This is a genomic window from Stenotrophomonas sp. ESTM1D_MKCIP4_1 (assembly GCF_003086895.1).
GTDB lineage: Bacteria > Pseudomonadota > Gammaproteobacteria > Xanthomonadales > Xanthomonadaceae > Stenotrophomonas.
The window spans coordinates 2,528,329-2,545,335 of sequence record NZ_CP026004.1; the positions used below are offsets into that span (position 1 = coordinate 2,528,329).

The 17,007-nt window shown below is 67.8% G+C and carries 14 protein-coding genes; 11 read left to right on the forward strand and 3 right to left on the reverse strand.

All coding sequences use genetic code 11. The features are described from left to right. Nucleotides 1-6 precede the first annotated feature (6 nt). Both C1924_RS11585 and C1924_RS11590 read left to right on the forward strand, forming a co-directional pair. On the forward strand, nt 7-3,117 hold the full coding sequence (locus tag C1924_RS11585) for an error-prone DNA polymerase (RefSeq protein ID WP_108765438.1): 3,111 nt from the start codon (nt 7-9) through the stop codon (nt 3,115-3,117). Between the two features lie 143 nt (nt 3,118-3,260). After that, complete coding sequence (locus C1924_RS11590) at nt 3,261-3,767, forward strand: hypothetical protein (RefSeq protein WP_108767044.1); 507 nt, start codon at nt 3,261-3,263, stop codon at nt 3,765-3,767. A gap of 99 nt (nt 3,768-3,866) precedes the next feature. On the opposite strand, the gene ptsJ is transcribed toward C1924_RS11590, so the two are convergent. Next, a complete protein-coding gene (gene ptsJ / locus C1924_RS11595; RefSeq protein ID WP_108765439.1) occupies nt 3,867-5,153 on the reverse strand; it encodes a transcriptional regulator PtsJ in 1,287 nt (428 codons plus the stop codon). 75 nt (nt 5,154-5,228) lie between these two features. Here ptsJ and C1924_RS11600 point away from each other — a divergent pair, with 75 nt between their 5' ends. From C1924_RS11600 to C1924_RS11640, 9 genes are all read left to right on the forward strand, one after another. Continuing rightward, on the forward strand, nt 5,229-6,002 hold the full coding sequence (locus C1924_RS11600; protein WP_108765440.1) for a YggS family pyridoxal phosphate-dependent enzyme: 774 nt from the start codon (nt 5,229-5,231) through the stop codon (nt 6,000-6,002). After that, nucleotides 5,999-6,712, forward strand: a complete 714-nt coding sequence (locus C1924_RS11605; protein WP_174208959.1) for a glutamine amidotransferase — start codon at nt 5,999-6,001, stop codon at nt 6,710-6,712. The genes C1924_RS11600 and C1924_RS11605 overlap by 4 nt, the downstream gene beginning before the upstream one ends. Then, a complete protein-coding gene (locus tag C1924_RS11610; RefSeq protein WP_108765441.1) occupies nt 6,712-6,936 on the forward strand; it encodes a hypothetical protein in 225 nt (74 codons plus the stop codon). Before C1924_RS11605 ends, C1924_RS11610 begins: the two co-directional genes overlap by 1 nt. Nucleotides 6,937-6,988: 52 nt before the next feature. Continuing rightward, nucleotides 6,989-7,534, forward strand: a complete 546-nt coding sequence (locus tag C1924_RS11615) for a hypothetical protein (RefSeq protein ID WP_108765442.1) — start codon at nt 6,989-6,991, stop codon at nt 7,532-7,534. A 121-nt stretch (nt 7,535-7,655) separates the two neighbouring features. Next, the gene (locus C1924_RS11620) at nt 7,656-8,165 is read left to right on the forward strand and encodes an RNA polymerase sigma factor (RefSeq protein ID WP_108765443.1); all 510 of its coding nucleotides are present in this window, start codon (nt 7,656-7,658) and stop codon (nt 8,163-8,165) included. After that, nucleotides 8,162-9,088, forward strand: coding sequence for a FecR domain-containing protein (locus C1924_RS11625; RefSeq protein WP_108765444.1), 927 nt, complete (start codon nt 8,162-8,164; stop codon nt 9,086-9,088). The genes C1924_RS11620 and C1924_RS11625 overlap by 4 nt, the downstream gene beginning before the upstream one ends. Nucleotides 9,089-9,152: 64 nt before the next feature. Next, nucleotides 9,153-11,624 (forward strand): TonB-dependent receptor, encoded by a 2,472-nt coding sequence (locus C1924_RS11630; RefSeq protein ID WP_108765445.1) that lies wholly within the window; start codon nt 9,153-9,155, stop codon nt 11,622-11,624. Then, nucleotides 11,611-12,411: a ChaN family lipoprotein gene (locus C1924_RS11635; RefSeq protein WP_108765446.1), complete on the forward strand. Its 801-nt coding sequence runs from the start codon at nt 11,611-11,613 to the stop codon at nt 12,409-12,411. Before C1924_RS11630 ends, C1924_RS11635 begins: the two co-directional genes overlap by 14 nt. Continuing rightward, nucleotides 12,404-13,123, forward strand: a complete 720-nt coding sequence (locus tag C1924_RS11640; RefSeq protein ID WP_108765447.1) for an energy transducer TonB — start codon at nt 12,404-12,406, stop codon at nt 13,121-13,123. Before C1924_RS11635 ends, C1924_RS11640 begins: the two co-directional genes overlap by 8 nt. Nucleotides 13,124-13,273: 150 nt before the next feature. Here the strand turns inward: C1924_RS11640 and C1924_RS11645 are convergent, their stop codons facing one another. Both C1924_RS11645 and adiC read right to left on the reverse strand, forming a co-directional pair. After that, nucleotides 13,274-15,562: an Orn/Lys/Arg decarboxylase N-terminal domain-containing protein gene (locus tag C1924_RS11645; RefSeq protein WP_108765448.1), complete on the reverse strand. Its 2,289-nt coding sequence runs from the start codon at nt 15,560-15,562 to the stop codon at nt 13,274-13,276. 20 nt (nt 15,563-15,582) lie between these two features. Further along, nucleotides 15,583-16,935, reverse strand: coding sequence for an arginine/agmatine antiporter (adiC, locus tag C1924_RS11650; protein WP_108765449.1), 1,353 nt, complete (start codon nt 16,933-16,935; stop codon nt 15,583-15,585). Between the last annotated feature and the right edge of the window lie 72 nt (nt 16,936-17,007).

Consider the following 17,007-nt stretch of genomic DNA (forward strand, 5'->3'; position numbering starts at 1 on the left):
ACCATCATGCACACCGCCTCCCCCGCCTATGCCGAACTGCATTGCCTGTCGGCCTTCAGTTTCCAGCGCGGCGCATCCACCGCCGATGAGCTGTTCGCGCGTGCCGCCGGCCTGGGCTACCGCGCCCTGGCAATCACCGACGAGTGCTCGCTGGCCGGCATCGTGCGGGCCTGGCAGGCAGCGAAGACCCATGGTGTGGCGCTGGTCATCGGCGCCGAATTCCAGGTCGAGGAGGGGCCGAAGATCGCCCTGCTGTGCACCACCCAGGAGGCCTATGCCAGCCTGTGCCAGCTGATCACCACCTGCCGGCGGCGCGCAGGCAAGGGCCAGTACCGCTGCCTGCGCGAGGATCTGCACGGCCTGGCCGACGGTCTGCTGTGCCTGTGGCTGGACCGGCAGCCGGATGCCAGCCACCTGCCCCTGCTGCGCACCGCCTTCCACGACCGCCTGTGGCTGGCGGTGGAACTGCACCACGAGCACGACGACGCGCGCCGCCTGCAGCAGCTGCAGGCCTTTGCCGAACGGCACCTGCTGCCCCTGCTGGCCAGCGGCGATGTGCACATGCATGTGCGCCGCCGCCGCGCCCTGCAGGACACGCTCACCGCGATCCGCCACCGCTGCAGCGTGGCCGAAGCCGGCTGGCGCCTGTTCCCCAATGGTGAACGCCACCTGCGCCCGCGCAGCGCGCTGGGCCGGCTGTATCCGCCCGAACTGCTGGCCGAGACCGTGCGCATCGCCGAACGCTGCCACTTCACCCTGGCAGAATTGAAGTACACCTACCCGCGCGAGCTGGTACCCGAAGGACACACGCCGGACAGCTGGCTGCGCGCGCTGGTGGAGGAAGGCATTCCCGAACGATGGCCGCAAGGCATCCAGCCCGCGCAGCGCAGGCAGATCGAGCACGAACTGCTACTGATCGCGAAGAAGAACTACGCCTCCTACTTCCTCACCGTGCAGGACATCGTCCGCTTCGCCCGCCAGCAGAAGATCCTCTGCCAGGGGCGCGGCTCGGCGGCCAATTCGGCAGTGTGCTTCGTGCTGGGCGTCACCGAGATCGATCCGGCGCGCAGCAACCTGCTGTTCGAGCGCTTCATCTCCGAAGAACGCGACGAACCACCGGACATCGACATTGATTTCGAGCACGAGCGCCGCGAAGAAGTGCTGCAGTACGTATTCACCCGCTATGGCCGCGAGCGCGCTGCGCTGACAGCCGTGGCGATCAGCTACCGGGGGCGCAGCGCGATCCGTGATGTCGCCCGCGCGCTTGGCCTGCCGATGGACCAGGTGAACGAGCTGGGCGCGGCGATGGACCATTGGGGCGGCAACATCCCGCTGCCGGACACCCTGCGCGAGCGTGGCTTTGATCCGGACACACCGTTGATGCGCCGGCTGCTGTCTCTCACCGGAGAACTGATCGATTTCCCCCGCCACCTGTCACAGCACCCGGGCGGCTTCGTGATTTCCGAACACCCGTTGTCCACGCTGGTGCCGGTGGAGAATGCCGCCATGGCCGGGCGAACCGTCATCCAGTGGGACAAGGATGATCTCGATGCCACCGGGCTGATGAAGGTCGACTGCCTGGCGCTGGGCATGCTCACCGCCATCCGCAAGTGCCTGGCCATGCTGCAGCAGCACGGCCTGCACGAAGGGCGCATGGATGCGATTCCAGACAACGACGGCCCCACCTACGACATGATCTGCGCCGCCGAAACCATTGGTGTGTTCCAGATCGAATCGCGCGCGCAGATGGCGATGCTGCCGCGCATGCAGCCACGCTGCTTCTACGATCTGGTGATCGAAGTGGCCATCGTGCGCCCCGGTCCGATCCAGGGTGACATGGTGCACCCCTACCTGGAACGCCGGCGCATCCTGCGCGAACAGGGCCCCGAAGCCTTGAGCGATCCGGACAACCCCCTCTATCCACCGCAGCTGGAACGCGTGTTCGCACGCACCCTGGGCGTGCCGCTGTTCCAGGAACAGGTGATGCAGCTGGCAGTGGATGCCGCCAGCTACACCCCGGGCGAGGCCGATGCACTGCGCCGCTCGATGGCCGCCTGGAAACGCCATGGCGGCCTGGAGCCGCATCGCGAAAAGCTGCTGACCGGCATGCTGAAGAACGGCTACAGCCTGGAATTCGGCGAACGCCTGTTCGAGCAGATCAAGGGCTTCGGCAGCTACGGTTTTCCCGAGAGCCATGCCGCCAGTTTCGCCCTGCTCACCTATGCCAGCTGCTGGCTCAAATGCCACCATCCGGCCGCCTTCACCGCCAGCCTGATCAACAGCCAGCCACTGGGTTTCTACAGTCCCGACCAGCTGCTGCAGGATGCGCGACGGCATGGCATTACCGTGCTGCCGGTGGATGTGCGCCACAGCGATTGGGACTGCACGCTGGATTTCAGCAAGGGCGCAGCGGCAATCCGCCTCGGCCTGCGCCTGATCGACGGCTGCAGCGAAACCGCCGTGCAGGCCCTCATGCGTGAACGCGCACGCCGCCCGTTCGATGATGTCGGTGACCTCTGCCAGCGCACCGGGCTGGACCGGCGCCAGCAGGGCCTGCTGGCCGATGCTGGCGCGCTGCGTGGGCTCAGTGGTCATCGCCATCGTGCGCGCTGGGATATTTCCGGCGTGGAGAACCGGTTGCCGCTGTTCGACCAGGCCCGTGCCACTGCCGAAGCGCGCGTGGCGCTGCCGTTGCCCAGCGCATGGGAGGACATGCAGGCGGATTACCGCAGCACCGGCACCACGCTCGGTCGCCACCCGATCAGTTTCCTGCGTGCGCAGCTGCGCAGCCGCGGTTGCCTGGATGCCGCGCAACTGGCCGGGCACGGCCATGGCCGCCGTGTCCGCATCGCCGGGCTGGTGCGCATGCGCCAGCGCCCGCAGACCGCCAGCGGCGTCACCTTCTTCACCCTGGAAGACGAGACCGGCATGATCAACGCCGTGGTCTGGCGGCATGTGGCAGACCGCCAGCACCGCGTACTGGTCGACACCCAGCTGATGCAGATCGACGGCCGCCTGGAACGTGTGGATGGCGTGCAGCATGTGATCGTGCAGCGCATGCTCTGCCTGGACGAACTGCTGCAGGGCCTGCGCAGCCACAGCCGCGATTTCCATTGATGCGTAGAGTCGACCGTTGGTCGACTACCGCGTGCCAGCGCGGAATTTCTGCTCGCCGTTCGAAGAGCAGTCGACCAACGGTCGACTCTACCCATCCGCTTTTGCATCCGCTATCGTCGCCACATCCAAGGAAGGACGACATGATGGCCCGCGCACTGATGCTGACCACCCTGGGGGTTTCCACCCTCGCTCTGCTGGTTTCCGGCTGGACCGCCTGGAACCTGCACCACAGCCAGTCACCACAACGGGTGATCGAAGCCCGCGGCCTGGTCATCCACGATGAAAAGGGACAGGCACGGGTCATCCTCGGCGCGCCCGTGCCCGATCCGCTCAGCAAGGGCAAGCCCCAGGGCCCGCGTGCCACTGCGTTGTCCGGCATGATCCTGCTCGGCCCGGATGGTTCCGAACGTGGCGGCTACGGCACCAGTGATCGCGGTGGCGAGGCCCTGCTGACCCTGGACGATGCCAGCGGCACCACCGAAGTCTTCAAGGTCGTGGCCAACCCCGATCGCGGCGCGAGCCTGACCTTACGGCACCAGAACAACACCGGCGCCATGCTCACCTCATGGCAGGGCAAGCCGGAACTGGTGTTCCTGGACGACAGCGGCCAGACCTACTACGTGCGCCCGGGCGCCACCGCCGCCCCCTGATTGACAATGCTTCTGTAGAGTCGAGCTTGCTCGACTGATTCGCGAACAGCAGTCGAGCAAGCTCGACTCTACAAACCGCACAGCCGAGCACGCTCGACGTTACAGACCGCACACCGCCACCAGATCATCGGCCAGCGCCCGCAGCTCTGCCGTGGACAGCGCCGCGCAGGTGATGCGCAGGCCATGCGCAGGGGCGGCTACCGCAAACACCTCGCCACCGCGCACATGCCAGCCTCGCGCCGCCAGCGCCAGCACCTGCGCGTGGCTGTCACCCGGCAGTGGCAGCCACAGGTTCAACCCCTCCATCGGCAGCGGCGTCTGCACCCCGCGCTCGCGCAGCCGTGCCTGCAAGGACTGCAGCCGCTGCTGGTAACGCTCACCCGCCGCGGTGATCTTCGCCCGCTGCGGCGCCGATTCCAGCACTGCACTGGCCGCATCCTGCAGCAGGTGGCTGACCCAGCCGGTACCCGCGGCCAGCCGCAGACGCAGACGGCTGGCGGTGTCTTCGTCACACCCCAGCCACGCCAGCCGCAGGTCGGGCCCCAGTGCCTTGGACAGGGAACGCAGCAGCGCCCAGCAGCGGTCATCGGCCGGGAGCACCGAGTGATAGGGCTGCTGTGAAAGCAGCGCATAGTGATCGTCGATCAGTATCGCCACCTGCGGGTAGCCCGCCAGCAGCTGGCGCAGCGCCCGCGCCCGTTTCGCATCCAGGCTGGCGCCGGTGGGGTTGTGCGCGCGCGGGGTCAGCAGCACCGCCCGTGCACCGGCCTCCAGCGCAGCGCGAAGCGCCTCCACCTGCATGCCGTGCGCGTCCACTGCCACCGGCAGCACCGCATGCCCGCCCGCCGCCAGCACGTTCAGGCTGCCGAGGAAGCACGGATCCTCCACCGCGATACGGTCACCCGGCAGCAGCCACGCCGCCAGCAGGCGCTCGATGCCATCCACCGCACCATGGGTGAGTTCCAGCGCATAGCCGGCCGGGCAATGCGGGTCCAGCGCGGCACGGGCCAGGCGCTGCATGCGCGCACTCACCGTGTCCGCCCCGTACAGCCTGGGGGCTGCCGCCTGCAGGCGCAACGCGGGCAGCAGGCGCGGGTCCGGATTGCCGCCCGCCAGGTCGCGCAGGGCCAGCCCGGGCGCACTGCCTTCACGCGCCACGGCCTGTGCCGGCCCACGCACCATCGTCCCACGCCGGCCCGCCGTACTGGCCAGACCCGCCGCGTCCAGCCGCTTGTACGCGGCCGCCACGGTATTGCGGTTCACGCCGAGCCGCTCGGCCAGGTCACGTACCGGCGGCAGCACGCTGCCCGCCGCCAGCTCGCCATTGCCGATGCCCTCGCGGATGCTGTCGAAGATCGCCTCGGCGCTACGTCCGATGATTTTCATTTTGTCCTATGCCAAACTATATCTTGTCCTGTGCCAGTGTATCCCACCCTGGCAACCGCGCACCGGAGGTACCCCATGCCCCTTGCCCACGCCGACTGGCCTGTCGCACAGTCGGTCGAACAGATCGCCGCCAACCTGGCCACGGTGCGCCAACGCATCGCCGCAGCCTGCAGCCGTGCCGGACGTGACCCCGCCAGCGTGCGCCTGCTGCCAGTCAGCAAGACCGTGGATGAGGCACGCATCCGCATGGCAGTGGCCGCCGGTTGCCTGAGCCTGGGCGAAAACAAGGTGCAGGAAGCCCAGCGCAAAGCCGAAGCCATGGCCGACCTCGCCGTGCAGTGGTCGGTCATCGGCCACCTGCAGACCAACAAAGCGCGGTATGTCGCCCGCTTCGCCAGCGAATTCCAGGCGCTGGACAGCCTGCGCGTAGCCGAAGCGCTGCAGCAGCGGCTGGAGCTGGAAGACCGCACGCTGGATGTGTTCGTGCAGGTCAACACCTCGGCCGAGCCCAGCAAGTACGGCCTGGAACCCGACGCCGTCGCCGCCTTCGTGCAGCATCTGCCTGCGTTCGACCGCCTGCGGGCGCGCGGGCTGATGACCTTGGCCATCTTCACCCCGGATGTCGTACGGGTGCGCGCCTGCTTCGTGCGCCTTCGCGAGCTGCGCGACCAGTTGCAGCGCAGCCTGCCGGCGGGCGTCGACCTGTCGCAGCTCTCGATGGGCATGTCCGGAGATTTCGAGGTGGCCATCGAAGAAGGCGCCACCGTGGTACGCGTCGGCCAGGCGATCTTCGGTGCCCGCGCCACGCCGGACAGCGCCTACTGGCCCAGCGCAGGAGAATCCCCATGATGCCCTCGGCCGGCAAACACGCCGTGGTCCTGCAGCACGTCGCCTTCGAAGACCTGGGCACGCTGCAGCCCCTGCTGCACGCGCAGGGCTGGACCGTGCAGGTACTGCAGGCCGGCGTCGATCCGCTGGAGCCCGCCGAACGGGCGGACCTGCTGGTCGTGCTCGGCGGCCCGATCAGCGTCAATGACACGGCCCTCTACCCGTTCGTGGCCGACAGCATCGCCCTGCTGCAACGCCGCCTGCAGCAGCAGCGGCCGACGCTGGGCATCTGCCTGGGCGCGCAGTTGATGGCGCGCGCCTTGGGCGCCACGGTCGCGGCCAGTGGCGGCAAGGAGATCGGCTTTGCCCCGCTGCTGCTGACCGAAGACGGCCAACGCTCGCCGTTGCAGGCCCTGCAGGGCATCCCGGTGCTGCACTGGCACGGCGAAGCCTCCGAGTTGCCAGAGGGTGCCCAGCGCCTGGCCAGCCCCCCCGCCTGCCGCCACCAGGCCTTCGCCGTCGGCCTCCATGCCCTTGCCCTGCAATGCCATCCGGAACTGGATGCCCGCCAGTTCGAGCGCTGGCTGATCGGCCATACCCTCGAACTGGCCCAGGCCGGCATCGTTCCCAACGACCTGCGCGCGCAGGCCCGCCGCTATGGTGCGCCGCTGGCCGCTGCAGCCAACGCCATGTTCGCGCAGTGGTTGCAGCACCTGCCGGAGACCCCGTGATGCACTACCGCCTGACCATCCACCGCCACGGCCAATACTGGGGGCAGTTCGACTGCGAGGGCCCGGGTGCCCTGCAGCATCTGGACGCCCTCGCCGCGCGCCTGCCCGTCGAAGACGGCTTCCAGTTGCAGCGCCTGAAGGGCGTGGGCGAGGAACGCATCCTGTCCAGCGGCGCCGACGGCCTGCGCGTGCTGGCGGCGCAGATCCAGTACCGGCCGCTCTGAACGGCCTGGCCTGGCCATTGGCCCGGCCGTCAAGGGCGGCGATACTCGACCGATGCTCGACGTACCCGCCCATCTGCGCGACATCGCCACGGATCTGCAGCACCGCCTGCGCCGCATCGAGGCAACGCCCCACCCGAACCTTGCCCAGCACCAGATCCAGCTCGACGGAGAAGCACTGCGCTTCCCCTGCCGCCTCTATGCCGATGGCACACGCTTGATGCGCCTCGCCTCCTCGCTGCAGGGCGACGCGCGCCTGCTGTGCCTCTGCGTGGCGACGCGCCACCCGGACGGCCATCTGCGCCAGCACGCGCTTGAAACACTGGGCGCGGCATCGGCACCGTGGGTCCTGGCCTTCCACCTTGCGCTGCTCGGCGAGTACGTCGAGGAGATCGCCGTAGCCGTCGAACAGCAGGCGCAGCAGATCGGCCCGGCCGCCTACCTGCCCCTGGTGCGAGCGAACCCTGCCTTCGTGGATCGCTGCATCCAGCGCGCAGCGAGCTACTGGGACGCCTACTACCGATCCCGGCACCCAACGCTGCGCACGTTCCCGGCGCACCGCCTGCTGCTGCAACTGCGAAGCGCCAGCCGCGGCCCCTGACCGGGCGCCCGGCTGCAACCGGCCGGATCGCGATGATGCAAATGATTCTCCTTTGCTGTAAGGTGCAGCCGCTGCCCTTGCCGCCGCGGGCTGTTCCTTCCTACTGTCCCCCGCCCGCCTTGTGTCCACGCCTGTCGAACCGACGGATGTCGCGCATCTGTGCGCAGCCCATTACCGGCCGCTGCATGCCCACGTCCGCCGCAAACTTCCGCAACGCAGCGACGCCGACGACGTCGTCCAGGAAACCTGGCTGCGTGTCATCAAGGTCGCTGCCAGTGGACTGCTGGGCAACGGCCGCGCCTACCTGTATCGCGTCGCCCATAACCTGATCGCCGATCACTATCGGCAGCGCACGCGTCGCCGCGAGGAAACGCTCGACGACGCCCAGCTGCTGGCCATCGCCGACCCGGCACCGCTGCCTGAGCAGCGCCTGCTGGACACCGAACAGCTGCGCCATCTCGACGCGATCATCGCCGCCCTGCCTGCGCGATCCCGCCAGGTATTCCTGCTGGCAAGGGTGGAACAGATGGGGCTGGCCGAGATCGGTCGGCTGCTCGGCATCACCCGGCAGACCGCGCACGGCCACCTGCTGCGTGCCCTGGTTGCCGTCCAGCAGGTACCGCAGGCGTGAGCCACGACGCCATCGCCCAGGAAGCTGCCCGCTGGTGGCTGGACGGCCATGACGGCCACCGGGACGAGAACGCATTCGCCCGATGGTATGCGGCCGACCCTCGCCACGCCGCGCAGTACCAGCACCTGCAGGCACTCTGGCAGGCCGGCACGGGCCTGCCCAGCATGCAGCGGCAGCAGCAGCGACGGCAGCGCCGCCGCGTACGCGACGCCGGCATCGCGGTCCTGCTGTTGTGTGCGATCGGCCTGTACAGCCGCCACGCAACCCCGCCCGCCGCGCAGGTGGTGCGCACGGCCGCTGGGCAGACCCGCGACGAAATCCTGCCGGACGGCTCGCACCTGCAGCTTGCCCCGGGCACGGAAGTGCACCTGCGCATCGATGGCACGCGTCGGCAGCTGCAGCTGCAGCACGGCCAGGCCTGGTTCAAGGTCGCTGCGGACTCCGGCAGGCCGTTCCAGGTACACACACCGCACGGCACGGTCACCGCGCTGGGCACCGCCTTCGATGTCGCCGTGGGTGAACACGCCAGCAGGGTGATCGTTACCGAACACGCGGTGCGGGTAGACAGCGGCCCTGGCCACGCAGAGGCGAAAGAAGGCCGGCAGATGCGCTTCGATGGCAACGGCACGAGCGCAGCCATCGACATCGAAAGCGGCGCACTGGCCTGGCGCGAGCGTCGCCTGCACTGGGTCTCGGCACCGCTGGCCACGGTCATGCAGGGATTGGACACCTGGCACGGCGGCCACACCTGGGTCATCGGCACCGCGCTCCGCCAGCAACCGGTCACCCTCCTCGGCGGTGCCGATGGTGCTGCCGAAAGCCGTGACCAGCTGGCCACGCAACTGCACGTGCGCGTGCTGCGCCTGCCCGGTGACGTGCAAGTATGGCTGCCGCCGCACGAAACGCCGCACGATGCACCCTGACATCGGCCCTGCCGCCGCGTCTACCCAGGTGAACGACGCCTCGCGTCACCCCCTGGAGCCTTCGATGCCGTGCCACCGTCCCCTCGTTCTCGCCCTCTCGCTGGCCTGTGCCGGCGCCCTGCCACTGCTGTCTCCCCCTGCCCACGCGCAGGCCGCCACGCGTCACTACGATCTGCCCGCGCAGCCGCTGGCCCAGGCACTGGATGCGTACAGCCGCCTCACGGGCATTGATCTGGTGATGGCCACCGCCCTGCCTGTGGGCCATGTTGCCCCCGCCGTGCAGGGTGACTTCGATGACACCCAGGCGCTGACCCGCCTGCTGGCCGGCAGCACGCTGCGGCCGCGTTTCATCGACGCCCGCCATGCAACCCTGGAACCGGCGCCGCCTCAGCGTGACGACGGCAGTCGCCGCACCGGACCGCTGCGCGTGCAGAGCGATGCCTCGCGTGGACGGGCGGCCGACGCCGGCGCCAGCCAGTACGTTGCCCCCATTGCCGACGGCTTCACGCCGACGGTTGGCAGCGAGCGCGTGGCCATGGCCGAACGGCAGGATGGCAACAGCCTGCTGCGTTCGATGCCCGGCAGCCACAGCTTCCACTCGCGCAGCCAGCCTGGCCTGCAGGTCAACATCCGTGGCATGACCGGCGCCGGCCGCGTCAACACCATGATCGACGGCGTCACCCAGACCTTCCGCAACAACGCCGGCCATGGCTCGGGCGGCCCCTTCGCCTACGTCGACCCGTTCCTGCTGGCGGGCGTGGACGTGCAGCGCGGCGCGGTGGCCGGCGCTGACGGCGCCGGTACGCTGGCCGGCAGCGCGAACTTCCGCACGCTGGACATCGACGACCTGCTGGCCGAGGGTCGCGACTGGGGTCTGCGCGCCGGCTACCGCCACGGCAACAATGGCTACGGCGATGGCCGCACGTTCGCCGGTGCCTGGCGCCACAGCGAGGACGGTGGCGACCGCCAGTTCGGCCTGCTCGCTGCGGCCAGCAGCAGCCGCAGCGGCGAGTACGCCACCGCCAACGGACAGAAGAACGCCGCAGATCCGGCCAGCCAGCAACCCAGCAGCTGGTTGCTGAAAGCGCGCCTGCAGCCCAGCGACCAGCACCGCCTGGACCTGAGCCACATGCGCTATGAGAACGACTTCTACCATAACTATCCGTGGCAGATTTCCGCGCGCAACCAGCGTGCCAGCTACCACTACACGCCCTATACGCCATGGCTGGACGTGCGCGTTACCTACGCCGGCAACAAGACCCACCTGTACTACCCGCCCGTGGAGGATTCCAGCTACATCGGGCGGCGCACGCACAGCAGCCTGAGCAGCTGGACCGCGGACAACACCAGCCGCTTCGAGATGGGCACGGTGCAGGCGCGCTGGAACACCGGCATCAAGCACCAGTCGGACATCTTCGTGGCCGACACCCCCACCCTGCGCGGCGCCAACCCGCAAGGCCGCAGCCAGCTGGACAGCGTGTTCAGCACGCTGGAACTGCAGTATGCGCGCTACGCATTGACCGCTGGCCTGCGCCAGGAGCGCTATGGCATCAGCGGCCATATTCCGGTCTGTTCGGACGTGCCAGGCCAGTGCACGGACATCGGTGGTGGCGATATCGATGTGCGCCGCACCCAGCACGCACTCAGCCCCAGCCTCGCGTTCTCGGTGCAGGCCACCGACTGGCTGCAGCTGTTTGCCGAAGCCTCGCGCACCTCGCGCGCGCCCCGGGTGCAGGAAATGTTCTTCGAGAAGATCCCGCTGGAAGGCATGAGCGATGCCGATGGCGTGGGCGCGAACCCGTTCCTGCGGCGCGAGCGTTCGCGCAATCTGCAGTTCGGCGCCAACCTCAGCACCGACTCACTGCTGGTGGACGGTGACCTGGCCCAGCTGCGGGTCACCCGCTTCGACAACCGCATCCGCGACTACATCAAGCCGCAGTACCTGCTGGCGGTGCATCCGCCGGAGGTAGCGCCCCTGGTAGTGGCCATCGACAGCGACGAGCAGTTGAGTGCCTGGACCGACGTGCTCGACGCCGATGACTTCACCACCACCACCCGCTGGATGAACCAGCCCGGCATCGTGCGCATGCGTGGCATCGAACTGGAAGCCCACTACGCCAGCGAGCACTACCACGCCACGTTGAGCTGGACCCGTTCGCACACCAGCGCGCCCACCATCGAATACGTCAACCTGGAAGACATCACCGCCCTCCCCGACCGCTACTGGACGCTGGACGTGGGTCGCAGCTGGTGGCAGCAGCGCGTGCAGGCCGGCGTGCGTGCCGAGTACTCCGGCCCCACCGAGGAAGGCTACGACTTCTTCCAGACCCGCAAGACCGGCGGCACCGGCGTGCTGCTGGATTTCTACGCCAGCTTCAAGCCCCAGGCCAATACCACGCTGTGGCTGAACATTGAAAACCTGCAGAACAAAGCCTATGACAACAACGCCTCGATCGACAGCATCTTCAGCCCGATCCTGGATCGCGGCAACGGCCGTGGACGGACGCTCTCGATGGGCGTCAATGTGGCGTTCTGAGCGCCGCTGGCTGATGCTGTGCCTGCTAGCGCTGGCGGGCATGGCCGGTGCGCAGCCGATGCCGGGCCGCGTCATCGACCTGGCCACGGGCCAGGCGCTGGATGAGGCGGGCTTCACGCAGCGCGTGGCCGGGGCGCAGCGCGTGCTGCTGGGCGAGCGCCACGACGTCGAGGCCGACCACGCCGCGCAGCGCTGGCTGCTGGCGGCCCTGCAGCGGCAGCGGCCACAGGGCGCGCTGGTCCTGGAGATGATCGCGCAGGAACGCCAGGCGCGCCTGCAGCGCGTGCAACGCTGGCTGGCCAAGGGCAACCGCGCCGACGGCAGCCGCCTGCAGGAATTGTTGGGCTGGGACAGCCGCTGGCCCTGGCAGGCCTATGGCGGCCTGGTGCAGGACGCCTGCGCTGCAGGCATTGCCCTGCACGGCGGCAACCTGTCGCGTGCCGAGGTCGATGCGCTGCTGGCATCGGCTGAGCCCGTCCGGTTCCCGGGGGCCGACGCGCGGCAGCGGTTGTCCGCGGTCGTGCTGGCCCAGCATGCCGGGGCCGCGCCGATGCTGGAAGGCATGCTTGCCGTGCAGCACGCGCGCGACACGCGCATGGCCCAGGTGCTGGCGACATCGCCCGCCCCGGCCTTGCTGGTGGCCGGACGATGGCACGTACTGCGCGGCACCGGCGTTCCCGGCTACCTGCCGCCGGCTGTGCCAGCGCTGGTGATCGCCTTGGGCGCACCGGGTGAAAGCCTGGACGCAGCCGACGCCGATCTGCTGTGGGTGTCCGGCAATGAGTGAGCGCCGCGGCCACTGGCAGGCCGTCGCCATCAGCGTCGGCCTGCACCTGTTGCCGCTGTTGCTGCTTGTGCACTGGGTGGCAAGCCCGCCGGCACTGCCACCGCCGGAGCAGGACATGCGCATCAGTCTGCGCCTGCTGGCACCGGCCGCACCGCCGCGGCCGGTGGAGGAACGCCACGCCGATACGCCCCGCCCGGCACAGCAGGCCAGCGCGCCGCAGCCCAGCAAAGCACCGCCGCCGCCGTTGCCCACCGCAGCGCGCGAGGGCGAACTGGCGGCCAGCGAAACCGGCGGCAGTGGTCGCCAACCGCTGCTGCTTGCTCCGCCTGCAGCAAGCACCAACGCCGCGCCGGCAACGGCCTCGATCGCCGCAGCACCGCCCGCGCCGGATGCACCGCCTGCGGACCTGCAAGCCGGCGCCGCCAGCGACCAGTGGGAGGCCCGGCTGATGGCGCGACTGCAGCGCTATCGCTTCTACCCGGCCGCCGCGCGCGCACGGCGCCAGCAGGGCACGGCCTGGGTGCGGGTCAGCCTGGACCGCAAAGGCAGCCTGCTTGCCCTGCGCCTGGAGCAGTCGAGCGGCCAGCCACTGCTGGACGAAGCCGCCCTGCAGACCTTCCGCCGCGCACAGCCGCTGCCGCCCATTCCGGATGAGATGAACGCACCGCAGGAACTGGTGGTACCGGTCGAGTACTACCTGCATCAAGGGTAGCGTCGCGCCTGCTCGACGGCCCGACGCCGCTGTGCGGCGCCGCCCGAGCGTGGGCTCGGGCGCTACGGCTCCCATGCCACCTGTAGAGCCGAGTCCATGCTACGGCTGCCCTGCACAGCCAGTCGAGCAAGCTCGACTCTACCTCGCAGCTCAGGCCTTCAGCACCTCCACCCGGTAGGAAACCGCATCGCCGTCGTGCTCGATGATCAACCCATGCACGTCCGATTCAAAGCCAGGGAAGCGCGCGTTCTGTTCGCGCGCGATGCGCAGCGACTGGATGATCGGCTCATCGCTGGCACCAAAGCGCTCGCCCGGCATGATGGTGGGAATGCCCGGCGGATACGGCACCAGCATGGTCGCCGCAATGCGGCCGTTGATCTGCTCGATGTCGACCCGCTCGATCTCGCCCTTCACCAGATGGTTGTAAGCCTCGGACGGCGTCATCACCGGGGTCGGCAGGTCCACGTACATCTCCCGCATCACCTTGGCCACCGCGAATTCCTGGTTGAACGCATGCAAGGCATCGCACAGGTCGCGCAGTCCCCAGCCGGCATAGGCCACCGGGTAATCGGCAGCCAGCACCGGCAGTGCCTGGCTTAGCGGTGCATTGCGGTCGTACAGTTCCTTGAACGCCATCAGCTCGGTCACCAGCGTGCTCCACTTGCCCTTGGTGATGCCCATCGAGAACAGGAACAGCACCGAGTACAGGTTGGTCTTTTCAACGGTGATGCCCCGGCCCCACAGGAACTTGCTCAGCACCGCCGCCGGAATGCCCAGAGCGCCCATGCTGCCGTCCATCGACAGGCCCGGGGTCAGCAGGGTCACCTTGATCGGGTCGATCAGCACGTAGTCGTCGACCAGGTTCTCGAAGCCGTGCCAGTGGCCGTCCGGCTGCAGGTACCACTCCTCGCGCTTGGCCACCAGCGGGGCCGGCGTATCGCCCTTGTCCAGGCTGCGCTCGACCTGGGTCGGCTGCCACACGCTGAACCACCAGTCGTCGCGGCCCAGATCGTCGCGCACGTGCAGCATCGCGCGGCGGAAGGCAATCGCCTCGTCGTGCATTTCCTGCACCAGTGAACGGCCGGCATCACCTTCCATCATCTTCGAGGCCACATCGCACGCAGCGATCACACCGTAGTGCGGGCTGGTCGAGGTATGCATCATGAACGACTCGTTGAAACGCTCGGCATCCAGGTCGCGATGCGCGGAGTTCCGGACATGGATCATCGAGGCCTGCGAGAAAGCAGCCAGCAGCTTGTGGGTCGAATGCGTGGTGAAGATGATCGCATCCTGCTCGCGCGGCTTGCCCTTGGCCATGCCGTAATGGTTTTCGTAGAACGGATGGAATGCGGCGTACGCATACCACGCTTCATCGAAATGCAGGAAGTCCACCGCGCTGCCGATCTCGTCGGCGATCTTCTCGGCGTTGTAGCACAGGCCGTCGTAGGTGGAATTGGTGACCACCGCGATGCGCGGCTTCGAGCCAGCCTGGTAGGCCCTGCTCGCGAGCGGGTTTGCGGCGATGCGCTGCTGCAGCGACTCAGGGGTGAACTGATCCAGGCTGATCGGCCCGATGATGCCGTGCGCGTTGCGGCTGGGCGTGAAGTACACCGGCACTGCACCGGTCATGATGAGCGCGTGCAGCAGCGATTTGTGGCAGTTACGGTCGACGAACACCACGTCGCCACGGGCCACCGTACCGTGCCAGACGATCTTGTTGGCGGTAGAGGTGCCGTTGGTGACGAAGAAGGTGTGGTCGGCGCCAAAGTTGCGCGCAGCCTCTTCTTCAGCCTCTTTGATCGGCCCGGTATGGTCGAGCAGTGAACCCAGCTCCGGAACCGAAATGGACAGATCGCTGCGCAGCGTGTTCTCACCATAGAACTGGTGGAAGGCACGCCCGACCGGAGACTTGGTGAACGCCACGCCACCGGCATGGCCCGGCGTATGCCAGGAATAATTGGACTCCGCGGCATGGTGGATGAGCGCTTTGAAGAACGGCGGCAGCAGGTTCTTCATGTAGTCTTCGGCCGCGCGCATCACCTGCCGCGCGATGAAGCTCTTCGTGTCTTCAAACAGGAAGATGAAACCGTGGATGTGCTTGAGCAGCTTGCTCGGCACCTTCTCGATGGTGCGCCGCTCGCCGTACAGGAACACCGGCAGGTTGGCCCTGCGCGCGCTCTGTTCGCGCAGGAACGCGGTCAAGCGCTGGAACTCGCCCTCCACCTCCTCGCTGCCATCGATGGAGATCAGTACGGCCGAGGCAGCAACGTAGGTCCGCGCACCGGCACGGGCATCATCCAGGTTCAGGCCGCACAGCACCCGCTGGTCATTGCCGCGCAGCTCTTCCACCAGCGCGCGGATGAGGATGCCACCGATGCGCGGCGACTCGTAGTCGTTGTCAATGACAATGACCGGATAATCCAGAGACTTGAAATACACGTTGTTTCTCCTTGTCGAACTCAGGAACGCGGGCCGGCGGCGCCGATGGCCGATGCCTCACGGGCGCGCTGCCGCTGCTGGCGGCGCTCCTCGCTGAAGAAGGGATAGAACACGGTGATGAACAGTACGAACAGGAAGGCGTACTGCACGATGCTTCCCGACGAGCCATAGATCGCCCACAGGCAGTACACGACGGTCAGGCTGGTCAGGGTCCAGAACGCACCGGTATGCACCAGCGTGTGCGAACGCTCCACCACGAAATAGCAGGCCACGCAGGAATAGATGTAGGGCAGCAGGGTGAGTACCACCGCCGCCGACGTGATCACGTCGAACTGTGCCGAGGCCGTCTCCGAGGTGGAGGTGACCAGCACGGCCACGGTCATCAGCACCGCCACGATCAGCACGCCCCTGACCGGGACATCATCCTTGTTGGTCCTGCTGAAGATGCTCGGGAACAGGCCATCATCAGAGGCCGCCTTGGCGCTCTGCGCGGTCAGCAGGATCCAGCCGCCCAGCGAACCGGCCGCACCCACGAAGGCGCACAGGCTCACCAGTGCCCCACCCCATCCACCGACGGCCTTGGCTGCCGCCAATGCGAACGGTGCATCGGACACCTGCAGTTCCGCATTCGGCACCATGCCCATGATCACCGACGAGCTGGCGATGTAGGCTACGGCCGCCAGGAACACACCCGCCAGCGTGGCGCGGGCCACGTTCTTCTCGGGGTTTTCCACCACGCCGGCCGTCACCGATGCAGACTCCACGCCGATGAATGCCCACAGGGTCAGCGCCGCCGCGCTGGAGATCGCACCGAAATTCGATTCCCCCGATACGTTGTAGGCGCCCTTGAAGATATCGGCATCGAAGAAAAACCAGCCGAAGATCGCGATGCCCAGGATCGGCACCAACGCGAAGCTGGTGGTCACGGTCTGCACCCGGGTGACGAAGGCCGGCCCGATCATGTTGGCGAAGCTCAAGGCCCACACCAGCACCAGCACGGCCACGCAACGCACCAGCGGCTCCGAGAGGATCGGGAAGAAGTAGCTGAAGTAGCCGACGGCGGCGATCGGGATGGCAACATTGCCGATCCAGTTCGCAAACCAGTAGATGGTGTTGGTCTGGAAGCCCATGTAGGGTCCAAACCAGTCGCGGGCGTAGGCATAGGGGCCGCCGGCCTTGGGTGCCAGCTTGCCCAGTTTGGCAAACACGAACGCTAGCAGCAGCGCGCCGGCCGTGGTGATCAACCAGCCCCAGATCGAGGCGGTACCAATCTTGGCCAGACTGGACGGCAACAGGAACACACCGGATCCCATCATGTTGCCGGCGACGAGGAAGGTGGCTCCAACCACCCCGATTTTCTTTGCTTCTGCCATGACACTCTCCTGAAGCGGGCATGGGCCCGACGGCGCCGGGCATGGGATTCGGCTGCGCGGGCGCAGGTCCGC